The organism is Pseudogemmobacter bohemicus (assembly GCF_003290025.1).
GTDB classification, from domain to species: Bacteria; Pseudomonadota; Alphaproteobacteria; order Rhodobacterales; family Rhodobacteraceae; genus Pseudogemmobacter; species Pseudogemmobacter bohemicus.
Window position 1 is genome coordinate 382,646 of sequence record NZ_QNHG01000003.1, and the last position, 15,281, is coordinate 397,926.

General features: G+C 65.5%; 16 protein-coding genes. 12 read left to right on the forward strand and 4 right to left on the reverse strand.

The window, feature by feature from the left end; all coding sequences use genetic code 11:
- The first annotated feature begins 65 nt into the window (after window positions 1-65).
- On the forward strand, window positions 66-680 hold the full coding sequence (locus DRF71_RS16635; RefSeq protein WP_112311673.1) for a LolA family protein: 615 nt from the start codon (window positions 66-68) through the stop codon (window positions 678-680).
- Between the two features lie 100 nt (window positions 681-780).
- Here the strand turns inward: DRF71_RS16635 and DRF71_RS16640 are convergent, their stop codons facing one another.
- Window positions 781-1,365, reverse strand: a complete 585-nt coding sequence (locus DRF71_RS16640; protein WP_112312120.1) for a transglycosylase SLT domain-containing protein — start codon at window positions 1,363-1,365, stop codon at window positions 781-783.
- A 220-nt stretch (window positions 1,366-1,585) separates the two neighbouring features.
- Here DRF71_RS16640 and hspQ point away from each other — a divergent pair, with 220 nt between their 5' ends.
- From hspQ to DRF71_RS16690, 9 genes are all read left to right on the forward strand, one after another.
- Window positions 1,586-1,912: a heat shock protein HspQ gene (hspQ, locus tag DRF71_RS16645; RefSeq protein WP_112311674.1), complete on the forward strand. Its 327-nt coding sequence runs from the start codon at window positions 1,586-1,588 to the stop codon at window positions 1,910-1,912.
- 181 nt (window positions 1,913-2,093) lie between these two features.
- The gene (locus DRF71_RS16650) at window positions 2,094-2,429 is read left to right on the forward strand and encodes an STAS domain-containing protein (protein ID WP_112311675.1); all 336 of its coding nucleotides are present in this window, start codon (window positions 2,094-2,096) and stop codon (window positions 2,427-2,429) included.
- Window positions 2,419-2,883, forward strand: a complete 465-nt coding sequence (locus DRF71_RS16655) for an ATP-binding protein (RefSeq protein WP_157971128.1) — start codon at window positions 2,419-2,421, stop codon at window positions 2,881-2,883. The genes DRF71_RS16650 and DRF71_RS16655 overlap by 11 nt, the downstream gene beginning before the upstream one ends.
- A gap of 440 nt (window positions 2,884-3,323) precedes the next feature.
- Window positions 3,324-4,907 (forward strand): gamma-glutamyltransferase family protein, encoded by a 1,584-nt coding sequence (locus tag DRF71_RS16660; protein ID WP_112312121.1) that lies wholly within the window; start codon window positions 3,324-3,326, stop codon window positions 4,905-4,907.
- A gap of 9 nt (window positions 4,908-4,916) precedes the next feature.
- On the forward strand, window positions 4,917-5,369 hold the full coding sequence (locus DRF71_RS16665; protein ID WP_112311677.1) for a GAF domain-containing protein: 453 nt from the start codon (window positions 4,917-4,919) through the stop codon (window positions 5,367-5,369).
- Complete coding sequence (locus DRF71_RS28700; protein WP_232831556.1) at window positions 5,369-6,160, forward strand: GFA family protein; 792 nt, start codon at window positions 5,369-5,371, stop codon at window positions 6,158-6,160. Before DRF71_RS16665 ends, DRF71_RS28700 begins: the two co-directional genes overlap by 1 nt.
- A gap of 3 nt (window positions 6,161-6,163) precedes the next feature.
- Window positions 6,164-7,060: a homocysteine S-methyltransferase family protein gene (locus tag DRF71_RS16680; RefSeq protein ID WP_112311678.1), complete on the forward strand. Its 897-nt coding sequence runs from the start codon at window positions 6,164-6,166 to the stop codon at window positions 7,058-7,060.
- Window positions 7,057-7,722: a pseudouridine synthase gene (locus DRF71_RS16685; RefSeq protein WP_232831557.1), complete on the forward strand. Its 666-nt coding sequence runs from the start codon at window positions 7,057-7,059 to the stop codon at window positions 7,720-7,722. Before DRF71_RS16680 ends, DRF71_RS16685 begins: the two co-directional genes overlap by 4 nt.
- A 97-nt stretch (window positions 7,723-7,819) precedes the next feature.
- Window positions 7,820-9,448: an FMN-binding glutamate synthase family protein gene (locus DRF71_RS16690; RefSeq protein WP_112312124.1), complete on the forward strand. Its 1,629-nt coding sequence runs from the start codon at window positions 7,820-7,822 to the stop codon at window positions 9,446-9,448.
- A 91-nt stretch (window positions 9,449-9,539) separates the two neighbouring features.
- On the opposite strand, the gene DRF71_RS16695 is transcribed toward DRF71_RS16690, so the two are convergent.
- From DRF71_RS16695 to DRF71_RS16705, 3 genes are read right to left on the reverse strand one after another with little or no spacing between them, the layout of a single operon-like run.
- A complete protein-coding gene (locus DRF71_RS16695; protein WP_112311679.1) occupies window positions 9,540-10,079 on the reverse strand; it encodes an NADPH-dependent FMN reductase in 540 nt (179 codons plus the stop codon).
- Window positions 10,080-10,101: 22 nt separating this feature from the next.
- Entirely contained in the window at window positions 10,102-10,809 is a 708-nt protein-coding gene (locus DRF71_RS16700) for an LrgB family protein (protein WP_112311680.1), read from the reverse strand.
- A complete protein-coding gene (locus tag DRF71_RS16705) occupies window positions 10,806-11,186 on the reverse strand; it encodes a CidA/LrgA family protein (protein ID WP_112312125.1) in 381 nt (126 codons plus the stop codon). Before DRF71_RS16705 ends, DRF71_RS16700 begins: the two co-directional genes overlap by 4 nt.
- A gap of 246 nt (window positions 11,187-11,432) precedes the next feature.
- Here DRF71_RS16705 and smc point away from each other — a divergent pair, with 246 nt between their 5' ends.
- The gene (gene smc / locus DRF71_RS16710; RefSeq protein WP_112311681.1) at window positions 11,433-14,888 is read left to right on the forward strand and encodes a chromosome segregation protein SMC; all 3,456 of its coding nucleotides are present in this window, start codon (window positions 11,433-11,435) and stop codon (window positions 14,886-14,888) included.
- A complete protein-coding gene (locus tag DRF71_RS16715; protein ID WP_112311682.1) occupies window positions 14,878-15,246 on the forward strand; it encodes a hypothetical protein in 369 nt (122 codons plus the stop codon). The genes smc and DRF71_RS16715 overlap by 11 nt, the downstream gene beginning before the upstream one ends.
- Window positions 15,247-15,281 lie beyond the last annotated feature (35 nt).

The window sequence follows — 15,281 nt, forward strand, 5'->3', positions numbered from 1 at the left end:
CACAAAGCCGCGAGTATTGTTGCAGAGGGATTTCCGCAGCCGGGCCGGGCGGTTATATTGATGCCATGGATCGTCGCACCGCGCTTCTCGCCCCGCTCGCCCTTGCTTTGCCCGTTGTGCTGGCCGGCCGGCCTGCCCTTGCGGACAAGATTTCCCTCAACGCGCTGTCGAATTACCTGAACGGCCTTTCCACGGTCGAGACGGATTTCACCCAGATCAACGGCGATGGCTCGGTCTCGACCGGCAAGCTGTTTATCCGCCGCCCCGGACGCGTGCGCTTTCAATATGCGCCACCGGACAGGTCGCTGGTGCTGGCCAGCGGCGGCAATGTCGCGATCTTTGACGGCAAATCGAACTCTTCGCCCGAGCAATATCCGCTGCGCCGCACGCCGCTGAACCTGATTCTGGCGCAGAATATCAATCTGGGCCAGGCGCGGATGGTGATCGGCCACAAGGAGGACGGGACCTCGACCAGAGTGACGGCCCAGGATCCGGAATATCCCGAATATGGCACGATCGAGCTGGTCTTCACCGCCGATCCGGTCGAGCTGCGGCAATGGGTGATCACCGATGATCTGGGTCAGCAGACCACCGTGATCCTTGGCGAGATGAAGAAGGGTGGCAAACTGGGCGATACGCTCTTTTCGATCCCGGTCGAGATGGGCAAGCGCAAGGGCTGATGCCCGCATTCAGACGAACCCGCATTCAGACAAAAAAGGCGGGCCATCTGGCCCGCCTTTTGCAATTCCTGTGTTCGGTGGCGCCAGCCGGGAACTGGCCTCAGCGGCCGCAACCGGCCAGCTGGGCGCGATACATTTCTGAGCGCGCGCCGACTTTTTTCGCCACTTCGACCAGCCAGGGCTTGTCGAGATAGCTTTGCCGCGTGAACCCGGACCGGCCCTCGTGATAGGCGAGATACTGGTTCTCGGCATCTTCTTTGGAAATCCCCAGCCGGCGGGCCGAGCCGTCCATATACCAGCCCATGAAATCGGTCGCATCGCGGATATCGTCGCGTTTGCGCCTGCCGCCCTGGTCTTTCAGATATTCCTCCCAGGTGCCGTTCAGCGCCTGGCTGTAGCCATAAGCCGTGCTTTGCCGCCCCATCGGGATCACGCCAAGTGCCCAGCGATGCGGCGTCTGCGCATTGCCGATGAATTTCGATTCCTGGTGGATCGAAGCCATCTGGACATTTACCGGGATGCCCCATTTCCGTTCGGTTGCCTGCATCGCCCGCAAATATTGCGGTCGCTCGCGTACAATTGCGCAAGCATTGTCCAGTTCGCGGGGCGCCGTGAAATTCGCTTTTCCGCCCCCACAGGAGGCCAGCAACAAAAGCAACAACGCCGCACGGAGAAACCTGCTCATCTGCCCCTCGTGCATTTTGTTTTTTGCGACTATAGCGCAAGCCGATGCCGGGGGGAACCGGCAGGAAGAGGTCTCTGTTCAGTTCTGCGCGAGCGGCGATCCGGCCGATTTTAAGCGAACTGTGGGGATACGATCCACAGACTGTTTCCCTTTGATTCGGTCTCGATTGTGGACAAGGGCGCCGTCCCGGCGTTAGGAACCGTGTGGGGGACTGTCACTGATGTTCAAGACTCACGCCAAGTATCATATCGGACAGGTGCTGATGCACCGCAAACACACCTTCCGCGGCGTGGTCTTTGATGTGGACGCCATGTTTTCGAATACCGATGAATGGTATGAAAACATTCCCGAGGAAAGCCGGCCCGACAAGGACCAGCCTTTCTACCATCTGCTGGCCGAGAATGACCAAAGCTATTACGTCGCCTATGTCTCGGAACAGAACCTGATTCCGGATGATACCGGCGAGCCGGTCGGCCATCCCGATCTTTGCGATCTGTTCGGAGATTTCGAGGATGGGCGCTACCCGCTGCAGTTCCAGCTGAACTGAGCCCCCGCCGCCCGGAGGCGGCAATAATCGGGGTCCGCCCGGAGGCGGCAATAATCGGGCCCCGCCCGGGGGCGGCCCTCATCCGGGCTGGCCCGATGCGGCAAAAATCTTGCAGACGCTTACAGCTTGATAAGAATTTTGCCCCATCCTGCGCTGGAATGCAGTCAGGAAGGGGCAAGGCATGTCCATCGAAGCTCAGACTGAGGGCGATGCCCTCATCATCCGTGTCGGGCATGACAGGATTGATGCGGCGGGGGCCATCGGCTTCAAGGAACGGATCCGCGATCTGATCCCTGGGACGGAACGCCGGGTCATCATGGATCTGTCGCGAGTGAATTTCCTTGATTCCTCGGGGCTTGGCGCGATCGTCGCGGTGATGAAACTGCTGGCGCCGGCGCGAAAGCTGGAACTTGCCGGCCTGACTCCCACCGTCGAAAAGGTCTTTCGCCTGACCCGGATGGATTCGGTTTTCACCATTCATCCCGATGTGGCCAGGGGCCTCGGAAATGTTGGCTGAAATCGGGGTTGTATCGGTCATGGGCTGTTCAGCTGCCGGAGGTTCGGGCTTTGCCCTGGTGACGATGCCAGGCGATTCGGTCTCGGTACGGGCCGGGTTGGAAAGGGCGCTGAAATCCTCGCCGCTGCGCGGGCTTGGGCCGGATGACCGGGGCAGGGCAGAGGTGCTGCTGGCCGAGGTGCTGAACAATATCGTCGAACATGCCTATGAGGGATGTGAGGGTGAGATCCGGCTGCTCCTGCGGATGGAGGCCGGGCGGCTGTGCCTCGTCATCGAGGATGAGGGGCTTGCGATGCCGGGTGGCCAGCTGCCCTCGGGCCAGCTGCCCGAGGCTGAATGCCTGCCCGAAGGCGGCTTCGGCTGGTTCTTGATTCGCGCCCTGGCCAGCGAAATCACCTATTTCCGGCGCGGCAGGACCAACCGGCTGGATATCGTGATGGCTTGCGAACAATAACCCTGCGTGTCGATGACTGTTTCCTGCGGGGTGAAAATGACGCGGTTTGGCCGCAATTTCCCCCTAAAACCGCCAGGGGCCGCTCCGATATATGGTCCCGTAGCTGCATAAGGCTTCACCCTGGTGCCGGGATCAACAGCCCCCACCCAGTTCCGGCACCGGGGTTCAGACCTTTCATGCAGCTCACCCTATTCAATACCATCCTGCCAGTGTCGCTTGCTTCCCCCGCAAAACGGCACACGGCGCGGATTGGCTTTGCTGCGCCCGTCGCCTAAGTTTGGCCACGGGGCAACTTCTGTCCGGCCATAATCCCGGTCTGCTGTCTGCGGCCCTGGCAAGGGCGACTGGGCCATGCGTCCCGGGACAGGGTCTGTGGCAACTGGAATTCGGCTTTGGCCTTGCGGGTGATGACCCTGACAGGCCGCCGCGAGGGGGAATTCATGCGTGATTTCGAGAAACCCGGCCGCTCGGCGGTGATGGCGCTGAACGGCATGGCTGCAACCTCGCATCCGCTGGCTTCTCAGACCGCCATCGCCATGCTGCAGGCGGGCGGTAATGCGGTCGATGCAGCGATTGCCGCCGCGATGGTGCAGAATATCGCCGAGCCGCAGATGTGTGGCCTGGGCGGCGATGCGTTCTTCCTGCTCAAACCCGCCGGCAGCGAAGAGGTGCTGGCGCTCAATGGTTCCGGGCGGGCGCCGGCGGGATATTCGGCAGAAGCCCTGCGCGCGGCAGGGCATCAAACTGTGCCCGTCCATGGGGTCGAGCCGGTCACCCTGCCGGGTGGTGTCGATGCGCTGTGCCGGTTGCATGCGGCGCATGGGCGTCTGTCACTTGCGGAAATCCTTGCTCCGGCAATCGGTTACGCCGAGGACGGCATTCCTGTCGCCCCCCGCGCCGCCTTTGACTGGGCCGAGGATATCAAAATCCTCCAGGGTGATGCGCTGAAATTCTACAGCCTGAACGGCCAGGCCCCGCGCCCGGGCCAGGTGTTCCGCGCCCCTGGCCAGGCCGAGGTCATGCGTCGCATCGCCCGCGAGGGCCGCGCCGGTTTCTATGAGGGCGAGGTGGCCGATGACATGATCGCCTCGTTGAAGGCGCTTGGCGGCTGTCACAGGGCGGATGATCTCTCCGCGACTGAGGCGACCTGGGGGGGGGCGGTCGCGGGCCGCTATGCCGGGATCGAGCTGCTGGAACATCCGCCCAATGGCCAGGGCGCAACGGCGATCCTGCTGTTGAAGATCCTGTCGCATTTCGATCTGGCGGCGATGGATCCGCTTGGTGCCGCCCGCGCCCATATCGAGACCGAGGCCGCAAAGCTCGCCTATGATGCGCGGAACCGTTTCATCGCCGATCCGGCGCATATGGATCCGGCCCGGCTCGACACATTCCTGGGTGAGGATATCGCCGCCCGGCTGGCTGCAAAAATCGACCCGAACCGGGCCATGGCCGACCCCGCCCGCCTCTCCGAGGCAGTGCATCGGGATACGATCTGTCTTTCAGTGGTGGACCGCGACCGGATGGCGGTCTCGCTGATCTATTCGATCTTCTGGGGCTTTGGCTCGGGCCTTGCCTCACAGAAATTCGGCCTTAATTTCCAAAATCGCGGCGCCGGGTTCAGCCTGCAACGGGGCCATCCGAACGAGGCCGGGCCGGGCAAGCGTCCGATGCACACGATCATCCCCGGCATGCTGCGCCGCGAGGGCCGTGTGACCATGCCTTTCGGTGTGATGGGTGGCGCCTATCAGCCCACGGGACATGCGCGCCTCGTCTCGAACCTCACCGATTTCGGGATGGAGCTGCAACAGGCCATCGACGCGCCGCGTCTGTTCGCCGGGCCCGACGGGTTGGAGGTGGAGCGCGGCTATTCCGATGCCACCCGCGCGCAACTGGCGGAACTGGGCCATAAGATCGTCGCTCCTGAACAACCGCTGGGCGGCGCCCAGGCCATTGTGATCGGCGAAGATGGCGTGCTGACCGGCGGCTCGGATCCGCGTAAAGACGGCTGTGCGCTGGGCTATTGAGGAAAGAACATGGATTACGAGACCGCGACGAAAGAGATCCTCGCGCTGACCCATGGCGAGACCGATGCGGTGGCCTTGATGGCAACGCTGGCCTGCGAGATCCATGCCCGCCACCCGCTTTCCGACTGGACCGGCTTTTACCGCGTCACCGCGCCCGAGGTCCTCAAGATCGGCCCCTATCAGGGCGGCCATGGCTGTCTGGTGATCCCGTTCTCGCACGGTGTCTGTGGCGCTGCGGCGCGGACGGGCGCGGTGCAGAATGTGCCCGATGTCGAGGCCTTTGCCGACCATATCGCCTGTTCCTCCTCGACCCGGTCCGAGCTGGTGATCCCGGTGCGGAACGGTGCGGGAAAGTTGCTTGGCGTGCTGGATCTCGACAGCGATACGCCGGCGGCCTTTACACAGGCGGATGAGGACTGGCTGGTGCCGCTGCTGGCGCAAGTCTTTGAGGGGGCGGAATAATGCGGGGATCCTGTCACTGCGGCGGCGTGGTTTATGAGGTTGATCCGCCGCTGCGCGATGTGGTGGCCTGCCATTGCAGCCAGTGCCGCAAGACCTCGGGCCATTACTGGGCGGCCAGCTCGGTGCTGGTTGAACGCTTCCGCCTGATCGAGGATCGCGGCCTTGAATGGTTCGACAGCTCGGATATGGCGCGGCGCGGCTTTTGCCGCGACTGCGGAGCCTCGCTGTTCTGGCAGCCAAAGCCCGGCGCCGATCCGTCCTGGACGCCGGACGGGCCGACGATGCATTTCTCGCCTGCCTCGCTGGATCAGCCGACCGGGCTGAAGATCATCGCCCATATCCATAAGGAAGATCGCGGCGATTATTATGAACCCGAGGGCCCGCCCTGTGCGGCGCAGCCCGCCTCCGGATTGCATGGCTCCTGCCTTTGCGGCGCGAACCAGTTCTCGCTTTCCGGCCCGATGGGCGAGGTCGGCGCCTGCCATTGCACCCAGTGCCGCAAACTCTCGGGCCATTACTCGGCCAGTTTCTGGGCCGACGAAGACAGCGTGACCTGGAAGGCGCGCGAGATCCGCGAATATGCCACCCAGGGCGGCGGTCGGCGCGGCTTCTGCCCGGTCTGCGGCTCGTCGCTGTGGTTTCGCGCCAAAGACGGCGATTTCTCGATGGAGGCCGGCGCCTTTGACCGCCCCACCGGGGGGCGGCTGACGGGGCATATTTTCATGGCCGAAGCGGGCGATTACTACCGGCTGGACGACAACCTGCCGCAAGCGCAGCATTGGGAGGATTAGACCATGGCAAAGATCACCCTTCTCGATGGTGGCATGGGCCAGGAGCTGATCGCGCGCTCGGGCGATGAACCGACGCCCCTTTGGGCCACCCGCGTGATGATCGACCACCCGGGTCTCGTGAAGCAGATCCATGCCGATTACTTCGCCGCCGGCGCCTCGGTTGCGACCACCAACACCTATTCCGTGCTGCGCGACCGTCTGCGGGGCTTTGGGCTGGAGCCCTGGTTCCAGGCGCTGCATGCCCGTGCGCTGGCCGAGGCGCATGAGGCCCGTGCCGAGGCCGGTCGCGGCATGATTGCCGGCTCGATGGGACCTCTGGGCGCCAGCTACCGCCCCGATCTGACGCCGCCGGTGGCGGAATCGACCGCAGCCTATGCCGAAAAGGCCCGGCTGCTGGCACCTTATTGCGATGTGATCCTGCTGGAGACGATCTCGTCGCTGGGCCTTGCCGAGGGCGCGATGGCAGGGGCTGCCGCAGGCGGCATTCCGGTCTGGCTCTCGGTCTCGGTCGATGACCATGACGGGTCGCGCCTGCGCTCGGGCGAGGCGGTGGCGGATCTGGCGTCCCTGGTCGCGCAATACCGCCCGGCGGCGGTGCTGGCGAATTGCTCGGTCCCCGAGGCGATGGGCGCGGCGATGGCCGGGATCCGCAGCTTCGGCCTGCCCTTCGGCGCCTATGCCAATGGGTTCACCCATATTTCCGGCAATTTCCTGAAAGACGCGCCGACGGTGAAGGAACTCACCCATCGCCATGATCTCAGCCCGGAGAAATATACCGCCTTCGCGCTGGACTGGATCGCGCAGGGGGCCACCATCGTCGGCGGCTGCTGCGAGGTCGGGCCGGCCCATATCCGTCACCTTTCGGACGCCCTGCGCGCCGGGGGGCATGAGATCCTGTGACCGGCTCTGCGCTGCCCGATTTCGTCTATGACCCGCCGGATGTGCCGCTGTCGGTCCTGTATCAGGACCGGCAGATTCTGGTGCTGGACAAGCCTGCCGGACTGCTCTCGGTTCCCGGCAAGCTGGCAGGGCGGGAGGATTGCCTCGTCTCGCGCCTCCAGGCGGCCTATTGGGATGCGTTGCTGGTGCATCGGCTGGATTGCGACACGTCGGGCGTGATGATCTTTGCCCGCAATAAGCTGGCCCAGGGGTTTCTGGGCCAGGAATTCGAGAAGCGCCGCGCGAAGAAGTCCTATATCGCAAGGGTTTATGGTGAGGTCGAAGGGGAGGCTGGCCATATCGACCTGCCGCTTTCCGCCGACTGGCCGAACCGCCCGCGCCAGAGGGTAAACCACTCCGAAGGCCGCCCGGCCCAGACCGACTGGGAGGTGATCGGCCGCGCCCCTGGCGAAACGCGGGTCAGGCTCTGGCCGCTGACCGGGCGCAGCCATCAGCTCAGGGTGCATATGCTGGAGCTGGGCCACCCGATCCTTGGCGATCCGATCTATGCGACCGGCCCCGCGCGCGAGGCGCCGCGGCTGATGCTGCATGCCGCAACACTGGCGCTGCATCATCCGGCCAGCGGCGAGTGGATGGAATTCGCGGCGCGCGTTCCGTTCTGACGCCCGGGCCGTCGGGCAGATTTCAGGCAACAGTTCTGTTAACTATATGTCAAAATCCGTGGTTAATGCTGCGGCAGTTATGCTTTCGGAGCCAGCGATGAACGCCAGTCCAGCCCTGTTTCAGTTCCGCTATGCCCTGCTGACCTGGCCCGCTTTGCTTTTCCTGCCACTTCTGGGGCTGGCGGCGCTGATCCCGTCCTGGCGGTGGGTGTTTCTGGTGCTGGCGGGGCTGGCGCTGATCCTCGTGCTGCTGGGGCTGCGCGACATCACGCAAAAGCGCCATGCGGTCTTGCGCAATTACCCGGTGGCGGCGCGGCTGCGCTTTCTGTTCGAGGGGATACGCCCCGAGATCCGGCAGTATTTCTTTGAGGATGACAAGGACGGCACGCCGTTCGCCCGCGACAAGCGCGCCATTGTCTATCAGCGCGCCAAGAAAGAGCTGGAGACGCGGCCCTTCGGCACGCAATATGATGTTTACAAAGAACAATATGAGTGGCTGCATCACTCCATTGCGCCAAAACCCGCTGTCGAACATGAGGCCCTGCGCGTTCTGATCGGACCGGATTGCGCCAAACCCTATTCGGCCAGCCTGCTGAACATCTCGGCGATGAGCTACGGCTCGCTGTCGTCGAACGCGATCCTGGCGCTGAACAAAGGCGCAAAGGCTGGCGGTTTTTACCATGATACCGGCGAGGGCGGTGTTTCGCCCCATCACCGCGAGAATGGCGGCGATCTGGTCTGGGAGCTGGGCTCGGGCTATTTCGGCGCACGGGGCGGTGATGGCGCATTCGATCCGCTGCGCTTTGCCGAAGGCGCCTCGCATCCGCAAATCCGCATGGTGGAGCTGAAGCTGAGCCAGGGCGCCAAGCCCGGCCATGGCGGTATGTTGCCGGCGGCCAAGATCACGCCCGAGATCGCCGCGATCCGCCATATTCAGATGGGGCAGGACTGTATCTCGCCCCCCTCGCATTCGGCATTTTCGACGCCGGTGGGGCTTTTGGAATTCGTGGCCAGGATGCGGGAGCTGTCGGGCGGCAAACCGGCGGGATTCAAGCTTTGCATCGGGCATCACTGGGAATTCATGGCGATCTGCAAGGCGATGCTTGCGACCGGCATCACCCCGGATTTCATCGTGATCGACGGCAAAGAGGGCGGCACCGGCGCAGCGCCCATGGAGTTCATGGACCATATCGGCACGCCTTTGCGCGACGGGCTGAGTTTTGCGCATAATGCGCTGGTGGGGGTGGGGCTGCGGGATCGCGTGCGGTTGGGGGCAAGCGGCAAGATCGTTTCGGCCTTTGACATGGCGCGGGTGATGGCCCTGGGGGCCGACTGGTGCAATGCGGCGCGCGGTTTCATGTTCGCCGTGGGTTGCATTCAGGCGCAAAGCTGCCATACCGGCGCCTGTCCGACCGGGGTGGCGACCCAGGACCCTTCTCGGGCGCGGGCGATCGTGGTGCCGGACAAGGCGCTCCGGGTGACCTCATTCCAGCGCGGCACGCTGCATGCGCTGGCAGAGCTGGTGGGGGCGGCGGGGCTGTCGCACCCGTCCGAGTTGCGGCCGCATCATTTCCTGCGCCGGGCGGATGCGGATCGGGTGCGGTCATTTGCCGAGCTTTATGACCAGCTGGCGCCGGGGCAATTGCTGGCCGATCCGGGCTCGGCCCCGGCATTTGCCGAGGCCTGGGCACTGTCACGCGCGGAGACATTTGCCCGGACCGGGTGAGGGTTGCGGGCGGCGGGGGGGGGGCTGTCTGCCCCCCGGGAAGCGGCATTCGCCGCTTCCTCCCCCCGAGGATATTTATGGACAGATGAAATCAGCTGGCGGCTTTGCGCAGTTTTGCCATCAGCTGGTCCAGTACTTTCTGATAGCGCGGGTCTTTCAGGTGGCCGTCCCCGTCAAACGCGTTCGCGCTGTCGGCGACGAGGACTTCCGGCCCTGTCAGAAGGCGCGGCTGGAAGGGGGTCAGCATCAGCCGCAGCGCGAATTGTGAGCGGTCGCCGCCGCCGCGCCCGCCGGCGGCGGAGATGATCGCAACAGGCTTTTCATCCCATGGATTGCCCTTGATCCGGCTGACCCAGTCCAGCGCGTTTTTCAGCAGACCCGGCGGTGCCTTGTTATATTCGGGGGTGGAGATCACCACGGCATCGGCCTCGGCGATCTGGTTGTACAGCGCGGTGACGCCGGGCGGGATGCCGGTGCTGTTTTCCACGTCACCGTCATAGAGCGGCAGGTTCAGATCGGCCTCCAGATGGGTGGCCGGGCCGAAGGCCGCGCGCGCCTCGCGCAGAAGCATCCGGTTGGTCGAGCCCTTTCGCAGGGCGCCGGCAATGCCGAGAAGGATGGGGTCGCTCATATATGTCTCCGGGGGGAAGGGGTCAGAGGAAAAGGCGCAGCAACAAAGGGGCGAGCACGGCGGTCATCAGCGCGTTCAGCCCCATGCCAAGCCCGGCAAAGGCGCCGGCGGTCGGGTTGACGTTGAAGGCGCGGGCGGTGCCGAAACCATGGGCGGCGAGGCCGGTTGCAAAGCCGCGCGCGCGCCAGTCGCGGATGCGCAGCGCGTTCAGAAGCGGCGTCGCACAGGCCGCACCGCAAAGCCCGGTCAGAAACACCATCAGCGCGGCCAGAGTGGGCGAGCCGCCGCTTTGCTCGGCAATGCCAAGCGCGACCGCCGCCGTGGCGGATTTCGGCGCCAGCGCCGCCAGCAGATCGGGCCCGGTGCCGAAGGCATGGGCAATGGCCAGCGCGGTCAGGATCGCGGTCACGGAACCCGCGAAAAGGGCGACCAGGATTGGCAGGGCTGCCCGGCGCACCCGGTCGAGATTGTCATAGAGCGGCAGCGCAAGGCAGACCGTGGCGGGGCCCAGCAGGAAATGCACGAATTGCGCGCCCTCGAAATAGGTCTCGAAAGAGGTGCCGGTGGCCAGCAGTACAAGGGCCAGCAGCGCCATCGCCATCATGGCCGGGTTGAGCACCGGCACCCTGCCGGTGCGGTTGAAGAGGACAAGGCCCATCGCATAGGCCGCCACGGTCATCGCCAGCCATAGGAGCGGGTCTCGGGCAAGATAGGACCAGATATCGGTCATGCGCCGCCCCCGGACTGGTCGCGGTCGCCGGTCAGCCTCGCGACCAGGGTAAAGGTCACTGCCGCCACCGCAATCGCCGCAATCGTTGAGACCACGATGGCCAGAAGCAGCGGCAGCGCATTGCTGCCAAGGCTGCCAAGCTGCATCAGCGCGCCAACCCCCGCCGGCACGAAGAGCAGCAGCAGATTGCCGAGGATCGTCGCCGCCAGCGGCCGGATGACGCCGCGCAGCCTTTCGCTGATGATCAGCCCCCCGAGCATCAGCGCCATGCCAAGGACCGGGCCCGGCACCGGCAGATGGCTCGCCTGTGAGATCACCTCACCGGCCAGCTGACACAGAAGAACCGCAAGTATTGCGACGATGGTGGGCGGGACCATGGGCGATGTTCCGGGCTGGGGATCCTTTGCCCCATGCTGCGATTTTGCGCCGGCGGGAACCAGTGGCGAAATGGGATGGCCGGCATGCCTGCGGGTTGCGGCGCGGTCTGCGGCGCTTTTCATGGGGATAACCCCGGGAAAATCCACAGATCGCGGCGTCACGCATTGACCTTGCCCGCCCAAATTCCGAGCATGTCCGACCAGGGCAGAGCACTGACTCGCGACAATGAAAGATGAGGGCGCGGCTTGCGCTTTACCAAACTCAGGCTGAATGGCTTCAAAAGCTTTGTCGACCCCACGGATCTGGTGATCCATGAGGGGCTGACCGGTGTTGTCGGCCCGAATGGCTGCGGCAAATCGAACCTGCTTGAGGCGCTTCGCTGGGTCATGGGGGAGAACCGGCCGACCGCGATGCGCGGCTCGGGCATGGATGATGTGATCTTCAACGGGGCGGCGACCAGGGGCGCGCGCAACTTTGCCGAGGTGGCGCTGGTTCTCGACAATGCCGACCGGCTGGCGCCTTCTGGCTTCAATGACAGTGATACGATCGAGATCGTCCGGCGGATAACCCGCGATGCGGGCTCGGCCTATAAGGCGAATTCGAAAGATGTGCGGGCGCGCGACGTGCAGATGCTGTTTGCCGATGCCTCGACCGGCTCGCACAGCCCGGCGCTGGTGCGGCAGGGGCAGATTTCCGAGCTGATCAACGCCAAACCGAAGGCGCGACGCCGGGTGCTGGAAGAGGCTGCGGGCATCTCGGGCCTTTACGCGCGCCGCCATGAGGCAGAGCTGAAACTGGCCGGGACCGAGACGAACCTCACCCGCGTCGATGATGTGCTGGAGCAGCTGGCCCAGCAGCTTTCCGTGCTGACCCGCCAGGCCCGGCAGGCGGCGCGCTATCGCGAGATTTCCGATGAATTGCGGCAATCCGAGGGGATGCTTCTGTACCGCCGCTGGCGCGAAGCCGATCTGGCGCGGGGCGAGGCGGAATCGGTGCTGCGCGACCGGCTGATTGCCCAGGGCAAGGCCGAGATGGCGGCGCGTGATGCCACAAAGGCGCGCGAGGCGGCCGAGGACGGTTTGCCCGCGCGGCGCGAGGAAGAGGCCATTGCGGCGGCGATCCTGCAGCGGCTGATGCTGCAACGCGACGCGCTTGGCGATCAGGAGAAACAGGCGCTGGCCCGGATCGAAACGCTGCGCGCCCGGATCGGTCAGCTTGGGAATGATATCGAGCGTGAGGCGGGGCTGAACCGCGACGCGGGCGAGGTGATCCAGCGGCTGCAATGGGAAATCGACCAGATCGCAAAGGCGCATGAGGGCCATGACGAGCGGCTTGCCGAGGCGGTCGAGGCGGCGCGTGAGGCGGGGGCGATCCTGACCGACCGCGAGACGCTGATGTCCGAGGCGACCGAGGATGCGGCGCGGCTGGCGGCCCGGCATCAGTCGGCGACGCGGCTGGTGCAGGAAAGCCGCACGGCTGTGGAGCGTGCCGAGGCCGAGGCGCTGCGCGCCCGCGATGCGGTTGCAAGCGCCGATGAGACGCTGGCCGGGGCCGGTGAGGCTTTCGAGGCCGCCGAAGAGGCGCGCGAGGCGGCGGCGGAACTGACCGAGCGCACCGAAGCCGCGTTGGAACAGGCCGAAGAGGCCCGGGCCGAGGCGCAATCGCGCGAGGCCGAGGCCCGCGCTGCGCGCTCGGGAGCCGAGGGCGAGGCCAATGCTCTGCGCGCCGAACGGGCGGCTCTGGCCCGGCTGGTCGAGCGCGAGGCCCAGGCCGGGCATCAGCTTCTTGACCGGCTGGTGGTCGAACCGGGCTATGAAAAGGCGCTTGGCGCGGCTTTGTCGGATGACCTCCGCGCGCCGGAAATCGCTGCGGGCGAGCGCACCGGCTGGGGGCTTCTGGACCCCTATGTCACGCCGCAGCCGCTGCCGGCGGGCGCGGCGCCGCTGGCTGCAAAGGTCGAGGCGCCGGCTGTGCTGGCGCGGCGGCTGGGACAGATCGGCGTGGTCAGCCGCGAGGATGGCTTCCGTCTGCAATCCGATCTGAAACCCGGTCAGCGCCTCGTCAGCGCCGAGGGCGATCTCTGGCGGTGGGACGGTTTTCGCTCTGGTGCCGAGGATGCGCCTTCGGCGGCGGCCCTGCGGCTGCAACAGCTGAACCGGCTGCAACGGCTGAAACAGGATCTGGAAGAGGCGACGGCAAAGGCCGAGGGCGCCGCTCAGGCACATGATGTGCTACAGGCGCGGCTCCAGGACCTTGCCCGCGCCGATCAGCTGGCCCGCGAGGCGCGGCGGTCCGCCGATCAGCGCCTCGCCGAGGCCGACCGCGCGCTGTCAAAGGCCGAGGCCGGGCGCACCCTCGCCACCGGCCGGCTGGAGGCGGCGCGGATCTCCGTCGCCCGCTATGAGGATGACGCCATGGCCGCCCGCGCGCGGTTGCGCGAGGCCGAGACCGGGATGACGGATCTCCCTGATCTCGACCAGGCGCGTGAGGCGGTCGAGACCGCGCGGATGACGGTCGAGGCGGCGCGGATCACCATGATGACGCGCCGGTCTGGCCATGACGAGCTGCGCCGCGAGGGCGAGGCGCGCATCCGCCGCCGCCAGGAGGCGACGAAGGAACTCTCGGGCTGGAACCACCGGCTGGAAACCGCCGGCAAGCGCAGTCTGGAACTGACGGAACGCCGCGCTGAGGCCGAGGAAGAGCTGGCCGAAGCCAGCGAGGCCCCCGAGGAAATCGCCGCGAAACGCGAGGAACTGGGCGATGCGATAGCGGAGGCCGAGGCCCGCCGGAGCGAGGCCGCGACCGCGCTGATCGAGGCCGAGACCGCGCTGCGCGAGGCGCAGATCACCGAGCGGGATGCCGAGCGCCTCGCCGGTGAGGCCCGCGAATCCCGCGCCCGCGCCGAGGCGCGACTCGATGCCGCCCGCGAAGGCGTGGCCCATGCCGCCGACCGCATCGCCGAGGAGGCCGACCGCACGCCGCAGGAATTGCTCGCCTCGCTCAGGGCCGATCCCGACAGGATGCCCGATGCCGATACGCTGGATCAGGACGTGCAGCGCCTGAAACGCCAGCGCGAGGCACTTGGCGCGGTCAACCTGCGCGCCGAAGAGGATGCAAAGCAGATTGATACGGAATATCAGCAGCTTGCGACCGAGAAAAACGACCTCGAAGAGGCCGTCCGCAAGCTGCGCGCCGGTATCCAGGGCCTGAACAAAGAGGGCCGCGAGCGCCTCCTGACCGCCTTTGAGCAGGTCAATTCCAACTTCTCGATGCTCTTCACCCATCTCTTCGGCGGCGGCGAGGCACGGCTTGTGCTGGTCGAATCCGATGACCCGCTTGAGGCGGGGCTCGAGATCATGTGCCAGCCGCCCGGCAAGCGCCTGGCGACGCTCTCGCTGCTTTCGGGCGGCGAACAGACGCTGACGGCGCTGGCGCTGATCTTCGGCGTCTTCCTCGCCAACCCGGCGCCGATCTGCGTGCTGGACGAGGTCGACGCGCCACTCGATGACGCCAATGTCACCCGTTTCTGCGACCTGATGGATGAAATGACCCGCCGCACCGAGACCCGCTTCCTCGTCATCACCCACCATGCGGTGACCATGGCGCGGATGGACCGGCTGTTCGGCGTCACCATGCAGGAACAGGGCGTCAGCCAGCTGGTCTCGGTCGATCTGAGGAAAGCCGAGGCGCTTGTCGCGTGATGACGGTCGCCTGATGCACTCCCTTCTGGAACAGGCAGGCTTTCCCGGCATCGAGGCCGAAGGCGAAACCCTCTGGGCGCGGCTCTCGGCCAGCGGCCCGGAATTCCGCGCCGACCCGGAAGGCGGCGCCTGGATCCTGACCCTCCTCTGGCCGGTGCGCCTCGATACGGCAACGCTTGAAGCCTGGAACGACCAGAATCCCGGCGCCTTTCTCGATCTCGCGGGCGGCGAAACCCGATTGCGTATGGGCGCAGAAACCGCCGCCGATCTGGACCTCTGGGCCAAAACCGCCGAGAGCATGATCCAGACCTGTCTCTCCTTCCGCCGCCGGCAGCGCGAACGCGGCGAAGGCATGTAGACGCCTTTTCATCTGTCCGGAAATATCCCGGGGGA